General features: G+C 52.5%; 14 protein-coding genes and 4 pseudogenes. 11 read left to right on the top strand and 7 right to left on the bottom strand.

What is annotated here, in order from left to right:
- Positions 1-325: 325 nt before the first annotated feature.
- The 4 genes and pseudogenes from L1889_RS07260 to L1889_RS19155 all read left to right on the top strand — a co-directional run.
- On the top strand, positions 326-523 hold the full coding sequence (locus L1889_RS07260) for an Arm DNA-binding domain-containing protein (protein ID WP_238664574.1): 198 nt from the start codon (positions 326-328) through the stop codon (positions 521-523).
- Positions 517-783: pseudogene (locus L1889_RS07255) on the top strand (tyrosine-type recombinase/integrase); the annotation flags it as partial. The gene L1889_RS07260 and the pseudogene L1889_RS07255, both read left to right, overlap by 7 nt.
- A 391-nt stretch (positions 784-1,174) precedes the next feature.
- On the top strand, positions 1,175-2,821 hold the full coding sequence (locus L1889_RS07250) for an HAL/PAL/TAL family ammonia-lyase (protein WP_238664573.1): 1,647 nt from the start codon (positions 1,175-1,177) through the stop codon (positions 2,819-2,821).
- A 57-nt stretch (positions 2,822-2,878) separates the two neighbouring features.
- Positions 2,879-2,983, top strand: a pseudogene (locus L1889_RS19155) (hypothetical protein); the annotation flags it as partial.
- Between the two features lie 202 nt (positions 2,984-3,185).
- Here L1889_RS19155 and L1889_RS07245 read toward each other — a convergent pair.
- Positions 3,186-4,076, bottom strand: a complete 891-nt coding sequence (locus L1889_RS07245) for an MBL fold metallo-hydrolase (protein ID WP_238664572.1) — start codon at positions 4,074-4,076, stop codon at positions 3,186-3,188.
- Between the two features lie 213 nt (positions 4,077-4,289).
- On the opposite strand from L1889_RS07245, the gene L1889_RS07240 reads away from it, so the two are divergent.
- Both L1889_RS07240 and L1889_RS07235 read left to right on the top strand, forming a co-directional pair.
- Positions 4,290-4,655, top strand: coding sequence for a LysR family transcriptional regulator (locus L1889_RS07240; RefSeq protein ID WP_238664571.1), 366 nt, complete (start codon positions 4,290-4,292; stop codon positions 4,653-4,655).
- A complete protein-coding gene (locus tag L1889_RS07235) occupies positions 4,655-5,254 on the top strand; it encodes a LysR substrate-binding domain-containing protein (RefSeq protein WP_238664570.1) in 600 nt (199 codons plus the stop codon). The genes L1889_RS07240 and L1889_RS07235 overlap by 1 nt, the downstream gene beginning before the upstream one ends.
- On the opposite strand, the gene L1889_RS18760 is transcribed toward L1889_RS07235, so the two are convergent.
- The 3 genes from L1889_RS18760 to L1889_RS18750 form a co-directional block, all read right to left on the bottom strand.
- A complete protein-coding gene (locus tag L1889_RS18760; RefSeq protein ID WP_308217610.1) occupies positions 5,233-5,916 on the bottom strand; it encodes a hypothetical protein in 684 nt (227 codons plus the stop codon). The genes L1889_RS07235 and L1889_RS18760 overlap by 22 nt on opposite strands.
- Positions 5,843-6,346 (bottom strand): hypothetical protein, encoded by a 504-nt coding sequence (locus L1889_RS18755; protein WP_308217609.1) that lies wholly within the window; start codon positions 6,344-6,346, stop codon positions 5,843-5,845. Before L1889_RS18755 ends, L1889_RS18760 begins: the two co-directional genes overlap by 74 nt.
- A 157-nt stretch (positions 6,347-6,503) precedes the next feature.
- Positions 6,504-6,803: a hypothetical protein gene (locus L1889_RS18750; protein ID WP_308217608.1), complete on the bottom strand. Its 300-nt coding sequence runs from the start codon at positions 6,801-6,803 to the stop codon at positions 6,504-6,506.
- Positions 6,804-7,146: 343 nt separating this feature from the next.
- Here L1889_RS18750 and L1889_RS07225 point away from each other — a divergent pair, with 343 nt between their 5' ends.
- Together L1889_RS07225 and L1889_RS07220 are read left to right on the top strand one after the other, a co-directional pair.
- Complete coding sequence (locus tag L1889_RS07225; protein ID WP_238664569.1) at positions 7,147-7,416, top strand: transcriptional repressor; 270 nt, start codon at positions 7,147-7,149, stop codon at positions 7,414-7,416.
- A gap of 65 nt (positions 7,417-7,481) precedes the next feature.
- The gene (locus L1889_RS07220) at positions 7,482-7,811 is read left to right on the top strand and encodes a hypothetical protein (protein ID WP_238664568.1); all 330 of its coding nucleotides are present in this window, start codon (positions 7,482-7,484) and stop codon (positions 7,809-7,811) included.
- Between the two features lie 308 nt (positions 7,812-8,119).
- Here the strand turns inward: L1889_RS07220 and L1889_RS07215 are convergent.
- A pseudogene (locus L1889_RS07215) lies at positions 8,120-9,564 on the bottom strand (IS1182 family transposase).
- A 115-nt stretch (positions 9,565-9,679) separates the two neighbouring features.
- Complete coding sequence (locus L1889_RS07210) at positions 9,680-10,615, bottom strand: LysR family transcriptional regulator (protein ID WP_238664567.1); 936 nt, start codon at positions 10,613-10,615, stop codon at positions 9,680-9,682.
- A 136-nt stretch (positions 10,616-10,751) separates the two neighbouring features.
- Between L1889_RS07210 and L1889_RS07205 the strand changes: the two genes are divergently transcribed.
- Both L1889_RS07205 and L1889_RS07200 read left to right on the top strand, forming a co-directional pair.
- Positions 10,752-11,342, top strand: coding sequence for an NmrA family NAD(P)-binding protein (locus L1889_RS07205; RefSeq protein WP_238664566.1), 591 nt, complete (start codon positions 10,752-10,754; stop codon positions 11,340-11,342).
- Entirely contained in the window at positions 11,339-11,689 is a 351-nt protein-coding gene (locus tag L1889_RS07200) for an NmrA family NAD(P)-binding protein (RefSeq protein ID WP_238664565.1), read from the top strand. The genes L1889_RS07205 and L1889_RS07200 overlap by 4 nt, the downstream gene beginning before the upstream one ends.
- 132 nt (positions 11,690-11,821) lie before the next feature.
- Here L1889_RS07200 and L1889_RS07195 read toward each other — a convergent pair.
- Positions 11,822-11,917 (bottom strand): annotated as a pseudogene (locus L1889_RS07195) (integrase); the annotation flags it as partial.
- A gap of 20 nt (positions 11,918-11,937) precedes the next feature.
- On the opposite strand from L1889_RS07195, the gene L1889_RS07190 reads away from it, so the two are divergent.
- Entirely contained in the window at positions 11,938-12,759 is an 822-nt protein-coding gene (locus L1889_RS07190; protein ID WP_238664564.1) for a nitrilase-related carbon-nitrogen hydrolase, read from the top strand.
- The last annotated feature ends 108 nt before the right edge of the window (positions 12,760-12,867 follow it).

Raw genomic sequence — 12,867 nt, 5'->3', positions numbered from 1 at the left:
CTAACCCATGAGGCTGACTGAGCGTTTTCTGGGTGTGGTATTTTTCATGGTACTGCTGCGCAGATGGATTTTAAATGTCTGTTTTTAAATGGGTTTTTATTTCCATTGATGATCGAGTGGGAGTGATTCGGGGTGGGTTTTTAACGTCTCACGAAGTCCCAAAAAGCAAATTAAGCCCTTGATATGCAAGGGCTTTTTTGTGTCTTGGCGCCCCATGTCATTTCACCCCATCCCACCACTTTTGACGGTTGATTTTGCTGGACGACGGCTTAAGCTTCATTTACCGTTTTGCTATGCAGACGGTACTTGAATCCAGGAGGTGGGAATGGCTCTGACTGACACAAAGCTCAAAATGCTCAAGCCGGACGATAAGCCCTATAAGGTGCCTGATCGGGACGGCATGTATGTCGTTGTCTCGGTCAAGGGAACGATTAGCTTTCGCTACGACTACCGGGTGTCCGATCGGCGCCGGGCAGCAGCCAATATCTATTGCCCGGGCGCTACGAAACTGACAAACCGATGAGTAACGTTACGCTCAATCGCGTCATCACGGCCATGGTGGCAAAAGCAGAGCAAGATGGCTTTGAGTTGCCGCATTTTTGTGTTCATTACCTGCGTCGTACGGGCTCAACTCTCCTGCAAGAGGCTGTCTTTAACCCAGACTGGATCGAGACGTGCCTGGCACATGAGCAGAAGGGCGTGCGTGCGATCTACAACAAGGCTGAGTACGCAGAGCAACGCCGAGAAATGTTGCAGTGTTGGGCGGATATGGTTGATGATTGGATCGAAGGAGCCAAGATGACGGCCAACGGACAGTTTCGTGCGGATCTGATATTTCCAGATTCAACGGCACATCCATTGATTTCCCAAAATACTGATTATAGTGAGCTGGCTGCGCGTGTCTCGGTGCGAAAAAAGGCAGTGAGTCAGGAATTTGAACCACACCACCGTGGGGTGGGGACGTCCTTCGTTGCGCATGCCGGCACACTTGACCGACTGCCGCGCGCGACGGGTTAATTTGCGGGACCTCCTACTTTGCGGATGCGGGCAGAGATGTTTTGGGCAACGCGGAATGCACGCTCTCTACGGAATGTATGCGCAGCCATCTTCGAATTGCTTGACTCCTAGATAATAGATAATAGATTATCTAGGAGTCATCCCGTTAGGAGCCTGCATGTTGCAACCCACTCTCAACCTCGACGGCGCCGGCCTTTCTGCCGAAGCGCTCATCGAAATCGCACGAAACCGAGCCCACGTGGAGTTGTGTCCCTCGTCACGGGATTTGCTGTGCGCGACGCGAGCTTACATTGAGAAGCAATGGCTTAACGACACAGCCCCGCTAATGTATGCATTTAATACGGGCGTCGGAAGTCTCAAGAACCGTCGGATCGGAAGCGACGATATATCATCGTTCCAGCGGAACCTCATCCGTTCACACTCCGCGAGTACAGGAGAGCGAATGCCGTCGGAGGTCGTGCGCGCAATGATGGCGATCAGAGCGAACGCTTTTGCGAGCAATCATTCAGGCGTTCGGGTCGAAATCGTGGACCGGCTTCTGGCGATGTTGAATCATGATATCGTGCCCGTAATTGCATCAAAGGGCAGCGTAGGAGCAAGCGGCGACCTGGCTCCGTTAGCCATAATGAGCGCAGCGCTCATGGGCCTGGCTGAGAGTGAAGTCGAGTTTCAAGGAGAGATTGTCGCGGCCTCGGCAGCATTCGAGCAGGTTGGATTGCCAGCAACGATGGACGTTCACGCCAAAGACGCGACGGCGCTTATTAATGGCGCAACCGCTTCCTTGGCCTATGCCGTCTTGGCAGCATACGATGCCCGAACGCTTTTGGCTGATGCAACTATTTCGCTAAGTATGTCCCTTGAGGCATTGCGAGGCGAGTTGTCCTGCTTCGAGGATCGCGCAATGTTAGCGCGGCCGCACGTTGGCCAGCGACGAGTCGCGGCCGCGATCCGTGGGATTCTCTTAGGTACAGAACGTTGCACTGAAGCAGCCCGGCGAACTTCCTTGGAAGGGGCCGGCGGCCAAGCCGAGTCAACCAATGAGCCTCGCATTCAAGATGCCTACTCGTTGCGCTGTGCGCCCCAGGTGTACGGGCCCGTGCTAGATGCGCTGGACTACATCGATAGTATCCTCCTAACGGAAATGAATAGCGCGACGGACAATCCGTTGATCTTTCTCGATGAACACGGAGAATATGATGTTGTTTCAGGCGGGCATTTCCACGGACAGTATGTAGCGCAAGCAATGGACTTGCTTGCGCTCGTAGTGACCGACTTGGGGGCGATCTGCGATAGACGTACAGCGCGTCTAATCGATCCGGCCTGCAGCTTCGGTCTGCCGACGAACTTGATTGCAGAACGGGCAGGAATTAATACGGGCTTCTCGGTGGTGCAAAGTATGGGAACTGGTCTTGTTCTCGAGAATGTCGCGTTGTGCAGTCCTGCTAGCACCATCAGTTTGCCCGCAAAGGGTAATACGGAAGACCACGTTAGCAATTCGTGCTTCGCTGCTCGGCGCTCGAGAACGATCGTTCAAAATACACAGGCCATCGTCGCGGCTGAGATGCTGGTGGCAGCTCAAGCCCTCGACCTGTCAATCCCCTATCTTCAAGGATATCCGCTAGGACGCGGGACAACAGCGGCCTTGTCCACAATACGCGAGAAAATCCCGGCTACCCTGGGTGACGACAGATGGGTTCATGACGATATCGAAGCTGTGCGGGCGATGGTAGTGGAAGGCTCTTTTCGACGCGCGGTTGAAGCGGTTTGCGGACCCATCTTTGCGAGCCCGGAAGTGCGTCTTTAATTTCATCAGCGAGCAATTAGATGCATGAAACAACAAATATGACTTTGCAGGAACGAATTGCGCGGATTTTGGCTGATCGTATTGTTAAAGCCTGGAGAGTCGTTGCGTCAGGACGCAATCGCGGTCGAGTTCGATACAAGCCATGTCCCTGTGCGCGAGGCATTTCGCTATCTCGAATCCAGGGGCCTAGTGGTTAGCGTCCCTCGTAAAGGCGTGAAAATTGCAGGTTTGGATGAACCATCCATCCTTGAAATCACGCGGATGCTCGCTGCCTTGGAAATGCTCGCAATGCGAGAAGCGATGGGGCACATCTGTGATAGCGATATGTACCTTGAATGCCTTGCTGTGCTCGAGACGTCCGCGTTCACTTACTTCTTTCGTAATAGTCATTTATATATGTCATGGGTATCCAGCGGTAGCCGTCCCCATCGACTTGCACATGTCCCACACCGGGAAATGAGACGTGGTCTCCAGCTATCCAATAGCCTTCCTTCACGGCGTTTGCGAGCACCTTTTTGCGGGTAGCCGCAGCGGCTTTAGGGTCCACGTCGAAGACGATCGTGATATCCGGCCGAGGAAGTTGTACTTCCGCGACATGAAGCAGATCTCCCCAGAACACGAGCTTCTCTCCTTGGCTCTCGAGTGAGTACAGCGTATGGCCTGGGGTATGACCGGCTGCTGGGATTGATCGAATTTCCGGGAAAAGCAAGGTTTCCCCGCTGAATGGTTTCACTTTCCCTGCGTCCACGTAGGGCTGGACTTTGGCTGATGCTTCATCAAAATACTTCTTCATCGACTCAGGCGCTTGCTTACGACGGTTCGGATTCAACCAGTAATCGATTTCCTTTTGCTCTACGTGCAAGGTGGCGTTGGGGAAAACCATGCGGTGGCCATCCATCAGGCCTCCGGTGTGGTCTGTGTGAATGTGGGTGATCAAGATGTCGGTGATTTGCTCCGGCTTGTCGCCCGCGCCCTTTAGACTTGCGCCCAATTTGTTCAGGGTAGGACCGTAGAGTTCGCCCGTACCGGCGTCCACCATAATCAGGCGGTCACCGGCTTTGATTAGAAAAGCATTGATAGACGCCTCGACATCCGTGCCTTGGTATGTATGCGCAAGGCGCGACGCCACCTCGCCCGTCCGAACATTCGTAAGCAGCTTGTCCGCAGGGATTGGTAGCGTGCCATCCGATAAGGCGATGACCTCGATCTTGCCTATCTTGAAATGGTGGTAGCCGGCCTGGAATTGACTGATCATGGATGGAGGGCTTTCCCCGCCGCGGCCACAGTGGGGCTGATGGCGGGGGAGAACGCTGCAGCAATGACCAAGGATATGGAAAGAAACGATCGATGCATGTGGGTTTCCCTTTTAAGTAGAGGCTGTGCGATATAGTGCTGGATGCAGTAAATCAAAGTTTAAAGAGGGTATCCAGATGGCCGTTAATTGTTAGTTTCGATGGGAGGTATCGGAATGTTCGATATGAAAAAATCAGAGCTGCACCTGCTGATCTCGTTGGACACCTTGCTGGACGAATTGAATGTGACGCATGCGGCGCAGCGCCTGCACATCGGTCAGTCGACTTTGTCGGGCCACCTGTCTCGTCTGCGCGAGCTGTTCCAGGACCCGCTACTCGTTCCTTCGGAAACGGGCCGCGGCATGGTGCCGACCGAAAGGGCGCTTGCGTTGCGTCCGGCTCTGGCGGATGCGCTGGTCAGGCTGCGCGATGCTGTGGCGCAATCCCCGAATTTGATCCTCGAACCTCGGCAAGAACATTCGTCGTCGCAACAAATGACAGCGTGTTCACGATCTTGGCACTGGATGTCATGGCGAAGGTGATGAGTTACGCCAACCACAAATTGCGGATGGCCGTCGTGCCTGCGGACGACGCCGGTCTGGTTGAGCGCATGGCGCGCCGTGAGGTCGACTTGTTTCTAGGAGATATAGACAAGGTACCCGATGCCCTTAAGGCACGTTTTCTTCTCAGTGACGATTTCGTGCTGGCTCAGCGGTGTGGCCACCCTCGAGGTACCGGGACACCCGGTCTGGAGGAGTATTGCGACCTGCGCCATGTCGTGGTTTCATCCCGGGCAGGCTTCTCTACTCCCGTGGACACGGTTTTGGCAGAACTGGGCGTCGAGAGAAACGTAGTCGCTACCGTGCCCAGCTATAACCAAGTGGCACTTGTTCTGTCGCAGACTGATGGTGTGGCCAGCCTTCCGCGAAAATTGCTTGAGCGCTATGCGGCATTTGTGGATTTGATTCCTCTTCCATTTCGCATCCCGCCTTTTCGCCTGGCGATGGCATGGCATCCACGTGCTCAAAGCGATCCCGCCGGCATATGGATCAGAGATCGCTTTCTGGAGATCGGCGAGCATGGTAAAGAAAATAGTTCGGCCTTGGAGTCGCTTCAGAATCACGGCGTTGTAAGCCGTTGAGATACGGCGATATCACCATGGGGCGTCTTTAGCAGGAGTTCGCAGGGTGAAAAGATGTAATCGGTCCAGCTATCCTCGAAAATATCAATGAGATCCTCAAGCGTCGGATTATCAAGCTTTTCGTGGCCGTAACTAGGACTGAGGAGCTGTTGCATGGGTATCGGGGGCAGGTCTTCTTGGAAAGCTTGCGATACGGCTTCGATGATCTCCGCCCATACCCCGGTCTCACTGAGCACTGGCATTTGCTTGACCAGTGCGTTGCTGAGTTCACCCTTGTTTTGCTCAATGGATCGAATGACACGGTCTGCCTGCTGGTCAGGCATTTCGACCACGTCTTTGAGCGCCTGGCGAGCGCGCCCGTGATTGCGCAGACAGCGCGACTGCTCGCGCATCTGTTCAATCAAAGTGCGTTTGACGATGTTGGACAGGTAGACGACATGTGGACCTAAATCAAGATAGCGCCACACGGGACGGATCTGCTCATTTCCGTGGAATTCGAAGTTAGAAACGACGCCATCCGGATAGGTGGTGTGCCTTGACGCGAATGTTATATGTTCACGCGCCGCTTGCATCAGGGGTCTGGACACCTCATCCAGCACGCGATCGTAATTTCGGCGCTCTCCGGAATCGTCGGTGATGGCCGCTGATACGGGAAGAATCACCGGCTCCGGTACCGTGCCATCGCGCCGCAATGTAATGCACAATATCCTGATAGCGCACTGTTTCGCCTACAAAAACGGGCGACTGGCGCAAGCCGAAATGAGTGAGTGTCGTGCGCCTGCCCAGTATCTCGCTTTGTAGTCGAGCAAGCGCAGTGTCGCTAAAGGGATTGTCTCCGTGGCCCGTTCTTCGGGCCATGACCTCGGCGAACCGTTCGATACGGCTGGCGCGGTCTGCTTCACCCTCGATGGCAAAACTGGCCTTGCTTTCACGCAGTGTCATCCAGATGGCGGCGCTTTGCAGCAGATCTTCGCCGAATTCATCCGTCAGGTGCTGAAAAGAGTTGCGGTACGTCCAGGGCCATGGCCTGGAGCGTTGCATCCGTTTTGACGATAGTCGGGCAAAAGTATCTGGTACCCGGTAAGTTGTCATTGATGCGCCAGCGTGGCACTTTTACGATGCGATCGGCCGAAGCCGCTACGAGTTTGCTGCTATCGATGGCATCGGCATAATTGCCGCCAAGGCGTGCAGGTACCTGTAAGGTGTCTTCGCTTAACCTCTCATACAGAAAGGCAGCCTGGCGGGCATACTACCCGGTCGGTTCGGCATCGATCCAGGCCTGAACAAAGGCGGGGCCGGTCTTGGCGAACAGGCGCGACAGGAACTCCAAGTGCGGCACCTCGTGGCGCAGGTGGAATTGAAGGTACGCCGCGGGCTTGAGCGAGGGACGCATGGCCGCCTGATAGGTTTCCAATCTGTCGCCGTCTCTGATTTGGGTGGCCCGTCGCCCACCGATCTGGCTGTGTACGGGCATGCGCCCGATTGGAAATAGCTCATACGCCTGGGCTAGCCACGCTGCGCCAATAGGATCGTTGGGAAGGTCAGTCATAGGTCGTTCCGGGTACTGTTGCCGCAAGACGCGTAAAAATGATGAATTTGCACCGAAAAGATGACGAATTCAATTATGCTTGCATAAAATGAATTATGAAACTGATTTGTTGCGTAAATTCGATTTTTGTAAGCAGAAGGGTGGGCTGGGGTGTGATAGGGCTGGGGCGCATAACGGATTACGCATGACAAAAAACGATCATGAAACTGCTGTATTGCATAAAACTGATTTTTCACAGAGCGTCTGGGCGAACTGGTCGAGTGCATCTGCAAGAGTAGTGTATGTACAGATACAGCACTTCGCCTTGATACAAAGTATGTTCTGACTTCGGCGTTCTCTTTGTTTGAATGCGCAGCGTCGAGGGTATCTGATAGAGAAGATGGTTGAACAATATATTCGTGAAGAACTACTGAATTTGAACATGAGGGCTACTGTTCCTCGTGTGGCAATCTTGGAAGTCTTCCATGAAGAGCAGCGTCGAAGAGCTGAGGAGGCAAACGCCGCCGGCGAAAGGACGCAGGTAGTACATTTTAGTACCGACGAAATGTTTAAATTGCTCATCGAACGCAAGGTGGACGTAGGACTCGCCACAGTTTACCGAGTGATGCCGTAGTTTGAGACTAGGTTCACAGGTTGCGCTGCGAATTTCTCGCATGAACCGAAGGAGGTCCAGCGAAAATGCGTAGATTGATCTTCATCAGCTTCTTGCTGCTGGGTATAGGCGCTGGGTTACTCACCTCGCTCAATGATGACTGGGGGCTGTGGGCCGTTATGATGTGCGCGGGCGCACTTTTTGGTGCGGCAATCGGCGGGGCGCTTGCGAGTATTGGGAGACGGCACAAACCGCCACGGATATCAATGGGCGAGCGCTACCAAATTCCGGGAATGGGGACTTCAGGAGCCGATATTGCTGCGAACTATTGGCGTGATCGGGGTAATCCTCCGCTCACAAGGTCGTGCGACGGCGAACCCGCTAAACAGAAGGTTACTCCTCGGGAAGAGCACTGAGGCTTTTCGATTCTGATGCTGGGTCGATTGAGACACTGTACGTAAGTTTTCATCCGAGGATTATCGCGGGAGGTTGACTCAAGTGCTTTAACTCAGACTTGACCTGACCTACTCTGTCCTATTTGTCAGGCAGAGAACGACCGAGGCTGTGTGAAAACACATTTTGAGTTGCCCAGCCCGACGATTGGAGTAGGATTGGGTCATAATATTCCCGCAATCCAGTTTATATATTGTCGTAGGCCAGGCTGATGCTTCTGACGGCTAATATGAGCGGCGCATAACGCTCTAAAAAAGGCGAATAAGGGGCCTCATGCCCCCACCAGTCGTATCGCCTTGATAGTCTCGGCAACCCCAAGAATATTTACTACCCGTCGCAGGTTGTAGGCCAGCACATGTAGGCTCATTTCTGTACCCACATGGGGGAGCGACTTCATTAGAAAGTGCGTTGACCCCATCCAGAATTTTAGCGTTCCGAAGACATGCTCCACGGTACAGCGCCGCTCTTTCATCTTGCCTGGCGTGCTATCCAAGCGACGTTGCATGGCATCCAAAACGTCTTCATGTTCCCAGCGCCTGACTCGACGTTCCTTACCGGTGGTGCATTGCATTTTCTGGGGGCAGGTTTTGCAGGCTGATGTCCAGTAAACATCGATTTTCATGCCTTCTTCGCGTGTTGAGTGCCGATAAGTGAGTCGTTGCCCAGCCGGACATTGGTATTCATTGTCTTGGGCAAGGTAGATGAAATCCAGTTTACTGTATCGCCCCTCAGCTTTGCTGTTGGACGTCATGGGTTTGGGAACATACGTCTCAATACCCGCCTGCTCGCAAGCCAGTATTTCTGGGCCTTTGAAGTATCCACGATCTGCAACTACCCCCAAGGTATTTTCCTGCATCGCCTCTTGTGCTTTAAACGCAATATTCGAGAGCTGTGTTCGGTCATGGCCGACATTGGTGACCTCATGCGCAGCAATTAGATGATGTTTGGTATCGACCGCTGCTTGCACGTTATAGCCGACCATGCCAGTACCCCTGCCGCTGGTCGCCATTGATCGCGCGTCGGGGTCGGTCAGGGATAATTGTTTATCTGGTTGCTGGTTCAAGCGTTCTTCAATCATCCGTAATTGCTGCATCTGTTGCCTAAGCTTGGTTAGTTTCTCTTGCAGCCGTTGCGTAGTAGCCTCGACCTCAATTGGCTGAGTTCGGTCAGCCGTTTCCAACGCACCCAGATAGCGTTCGATGCTCTCATCGATTTGTTTTATTCGGTGATCGAGTTTGTGGGGGTGAAGTTTTTATCCCGGTTATTAACGGCCTTGAATTTACTACCGTCAATGGCAACGATGGCTTGTGAGAACAGTTTGAGTTGGCGGCACATCACAATAAATTGTCGACACGCATTCCGAATGCCAACACCGTTATCACGACGAAAATCGGCAATGGTCTTAAAGTCAGGAGCCAGCCGCCCAATGAGCCACATCAGTTCAATATTACGCTGTGCTTCCCGCTCCAGACGTCGACTGGATTGGACGCGATTAAGGTAGCCATAAAGATAGAGCTTCAGAAGAACGGACGGGTGATATGAAGGGCGCCCGGTCAATGCGGGTTGCATACCCTTGAAGCCGAGCGCATGCAAATCCAGTTCGTCGACAAAGACCTCAATGACGCGAACCGGGTTGTCCTCGGTGACATAATCATCAAGGCATTCAGGGAGCAAGGCGATCTGACTTCGCTCCTCGCCTTCGATAAATCGCTTCATCGGCCACCTCGCTTAAACGGGATGGCTTATTTTAATTGGGATCAGGCGACCAGTGAAGCGTTTTCACACAGCCTCGACCCATTGCGGACATTTAAAGCCCCAATAGACAGAAAATTCAAATATCTGAAATAGGCGCTGTTCCAGCCGCTGGCAAGGTTACGCCGCTCAGCAGCCCCGCCATCCAGTCAACGAAGGCGCGCACGGAAGGAGAAAGATGGCGGTTTCGGGGGTACAACACAGATAGGGGAACTTCAGGCCCACGTTGCTCCGGGAGCACCCTGATAAGGCTCCCATCCTGAAGGTACGGCGTAGCGAGGAAATTCGCAATGCGAATAAGTCCAAGCCCCTCCAGTGCGCAGCTAATATAGGCATCAGTGTCGTTGACGGCAAGTCTGCCGCGTAGGCTGATCGTCTGTTCCCCTTCAGCCGCACTGAAACGCCAGTCCATCGCGCGTCCGGTACGACCGGAATGAAACTCCACGACCTGATGGTTCGCGAGGTCGTCCAAAGAAAGCGGAGCACCGTGATGTTTCAGGTAGGTGGGCGAGGCGCAGGTGATCCATTCGAAGCTTCCAATGCTCCTGGCCACGAGCAACGCCGATGACTGTGGCGTGCCTGAGCGCACCACGCAGTCGAGGCCCTCCTGAATAAGGTCCACCGGACGGTCGCCGAGGGTAAGAACGATCTCGAGGTCTGGGTAACGGTCAAGAAAGCCGTTGATTGCAGGTAGCACCACAGCCCGAGCAAACGACGATGTCATGTCAACGCGAAGCCGACCGCGTGGTTGAATCGCGGTGTTGGACAATGCCGCCTCAACGCTTTCAATTTCCAGAAGCACCTGCTGACAGTGCTCATAATAGAAGCTGCCATTTGATGTCAGGCGCAAGCTTCGTGTCGTACGCTGCAATAGACTCACTCCGAGTGCACGTTCCAGATCCTGAACGGATCTGCTCACGGTTGAGCGCGGGATCGAAAGGGTTCTTGCTGCGCCGGCAAAACTGCCAGCTTCAACTACACGTGAAAAAATCTGCATTGAGCGAATTCTGTCCATACCATGTCCTTGTGAAGCTGAAATGATGACGATTATCCCATTTTTTGCAATTCTAAGAGCATGACGCGGGGGCTTATGTGTTTTGTTTGTGCTTCTTATACTTCACTCCACATTCAACTCTCTGGACAGAAACATCATGACTGACGACCTCGACTATATTGAACTCGATAACATGCTCGTCCTCGGCGCCGGCGAACTTGGCATGGCCGTTCTACGACAGCTCATGCTACGCCGAAAAGATACAACTAACTCTTTAACGGTATTGGTGTCGCCGAGTTCGCTCGCCACGCCCAGCCCAGAACAGGCGCAGAACTACCATGATCTGCGCACTGCGCATGTCGACCTTCTGCCATTCGATCTTGCTGCGTGCTCCGACGACGACTTGGTTGCGCTTATGAGTCGATTTCACACTGTGATCAATTGCACAGGATTCGTGGCGGGTCCAGGAACGCAAATCAGACTGACCAATGCAGCGTTGCGCGCCGGCGTTGCAAGGTATTTTCCCTGGCAGTTCGGGGTGGATTACGATATTGTCGGCAAAGGCAGCGGCCAGCCTGTCTTCGACGAGCAGTATGAGGTAAGGGGCTTGCTGCGGGCGCAGACGCGGACCGAGTGGGTGATTGTATCGACAGGGATGTTTACGAGTTTCCTGTTCCAGCCCGCTTTCGGACTGATCGATGTAGACGAGGGGTCGTGCGAGGACTGGGAAGCTGGGATACAAAGGTGACGGTTACCACGCCCGAAGACATCGGCCGATTAACGATTGAAATTCTGCTTGAGCGGCCCAGGATCGCGAACGAGGTCGTATATGTTGCGAGCGACACGCTGTCCTATCGCGAGCTCGGCGATCTGGTCGATAAGGTCATGGGACGTCGCTTCCGAAGGGAATTGCTGACTATCGACATGTTGGTCGCTGAACTTGCACGGCATCCGGAAAACGGTATGGCGCGCTACCGGCTTGGATTCGCACGCGGTGACGGTATGTGGTGGGATAAAGCGGGCACCTATAACGCAGTACGTCGTATCCCAACGACCGATACGAAGGCATGGCTGCAGCAGAACCAGCAGCGTTAAGCGCAAATGGTGCGAAGTGCTTGACTGACAATCTATACTTGGCAAGCTCACTCTATCAGTTGTTTGACGACCGTCCGCTTTGGCCGGACAGCGAGCATTTTTGCTGTTGCACTGTCCGGTCGTAAGTAAATATTACACCTCTGTCTGCTCTGCCATTTCCAGCGCGTCATCGACTTCGATACCAAGGTATCGCACCGTGCTTTCGAGCTTGGTGTGACCGAGAAGCAATCATTTAAGAGGCAAAGTAGATGTTCACGTTAGAGCTTGCACAAATTACCTTTAAAGATGGCGATATTGTCGGTAATTTAGAAAAAGTTGTGCAGATCATTCGTAAAGCAAAATCATCAAGTGATATTCTGATTTTTCCGGAAACTTGTTTTAGCGGTTTTCCGACACATGAGAATGTCGAAAATTATGCGCAGTCATTACAAGGCGAAATTGTTAAAACTTTAGAAAAGGAGGCTAAAGAGAAAGGTATAGCCGTGCTTGCTGGAATTTGTGAAGAGGAAGGTGGTAAGTACTACAATAGTTCAATTTTTATTGATCCTGAAAAAGGACGTATTGCTACTTATCGCAAGACTCATATGTGGTTAACAGATCGAGGACTATTTACACCTGGAGATCGCTTTATCAGTTTTGAATGGCGTGGGGTTCGCATTGGCTTATTGATCTGCTTTGATATTGAATTCCCTGAATCGGGTAGAGCAAACGCCGAGTTAAATGTTGATCTACTTTTAGTAGTGAACGGCAACATGGATCCTTATAGCGAAACCCATCGAACGGCAATTAAAGCTCGCGCGCAGGAAAATCAGTTTTATGCTGCTTTTGTCAATCGAGTAGGAGAGGATGATTTTGCTCATCAGTTTGCTGGCGGAAGCTGTGTTGTTAATCCTTTTGGCGAAACATTGTGTGAAGCGGGAAGAGAGGAGATGATTTTGCAAATTAAAATTGATCCGCTAAAGCGCCGAGAATATCAAAAACAATATCATTATTTAAATGAAAGAGCGTTCCAATATAACCATGAAATAATTTATGAAGATGGGATTTCTATTTTGAAAATTATAAGATGATAATTTAGTCCTTCATATCAACGTTCATTTCAATTACGATAATCCAGAGTTTTTTGCCAGTTAGGTCTCATTCTAGGTGCCATTCTAAAGTGATGCTTGAACATTACG

The organism is Paenalcaligenes niemegkensis (assembly GCF_022230885.1).
GTDB classification, from domain to species: domain Bacteria; phylum Pseudomonadota; class Gammaproteobacteria; order Burkholderiales; family Burkholderiaceae_B; genus Paenalcaligenes; species Paenalcaligenes niemegkensis.
The sequence above is the reverse complement of the archived record's forward strand: the minus strand, read 5'-3'. Positions and strand labels throughout refer to the sequence as shown.

Excerpts from the sequence above, each read along its gene's own strand:
- L1889_RS07260 (WP_238664574.1), top strand. The coding sequence starts at position 326 with ATGGCTCTGACTGACACAAAGCTCAAAATGCTCAAGCCGGACGATAAG.
- L1889_RS07250 (WP_238664573.1), top strand. The coding sequence starts at position 1,175 with ATGTTGCAACCCACTCTCAACCTCGACGGCGCCGGCCTTTCTGCCGAA.
- L1889_RS07245 (WP_238664572.1), bottom strand. The coding sequence starts at position 4,076 with ATGATCAGTCAATTCCAGGCCGGCTACCACCATTTCAAGATAGGCAAG.
- L1889_RS07240 (WP_238664571.1), top strand. The coding sequence starts at position 4,290 with ATGTTCGATATGAAAAAATCAGAGCTGCACCTGCTGATCTCGTTGGAC.
- L1889_RS07235 (WP_238664570.1), top strand. The coding sequence starts at position 4,655 with ATGAGTTACGCCAACCACAAATTGCGGATGGCCGTCGTGCCTGCGGAC.
- L1889_RS18755 (WP_308217609.1), bottom strand. The coding sequence starts at position 6,346 with ATGACAACTTACCGGGTACCAGATACTTTTGCCCGACTATCGTCAAAA.
- L1889_RS18750 (WP_308217608.1), bottom strand. The coding sequence starts at position 6,803 with ATGACTGACCTTCCCAACGATCCTATTGGCGCAGCGTGGCTAGCCCAG.
- L1889_RS07220 (WP_238664568.1), top strand. The coding sequence starts at position 7,482 with ATGCGTAGATTGATCTTCATCAGCTTCTTGCTGCTGGGTATAGGCGCT.
- L1889_RS07210 (WP_238664567.1), bottom strand. The coding sequence starts at position 10,615 with ATGGACAGAATTCGCTCAATGCAGATTTTTTCACGTGTAGTTGAAGCT.
- L1889_RS07205 (WP_238664566.1), top strand. The coding sequence starts at position 10,752 with ATGACTGACGACCTCGACTATATTGAACTCGATAACATGCTCGTCCTC.
- L1889_RS07190 (WP_238664564.1), top strand. The coding sequence starts at position 11,938 with ATGTTCACGTTAGAGCTTGCACAAATTACCTTTAAAGATGGCGATATT.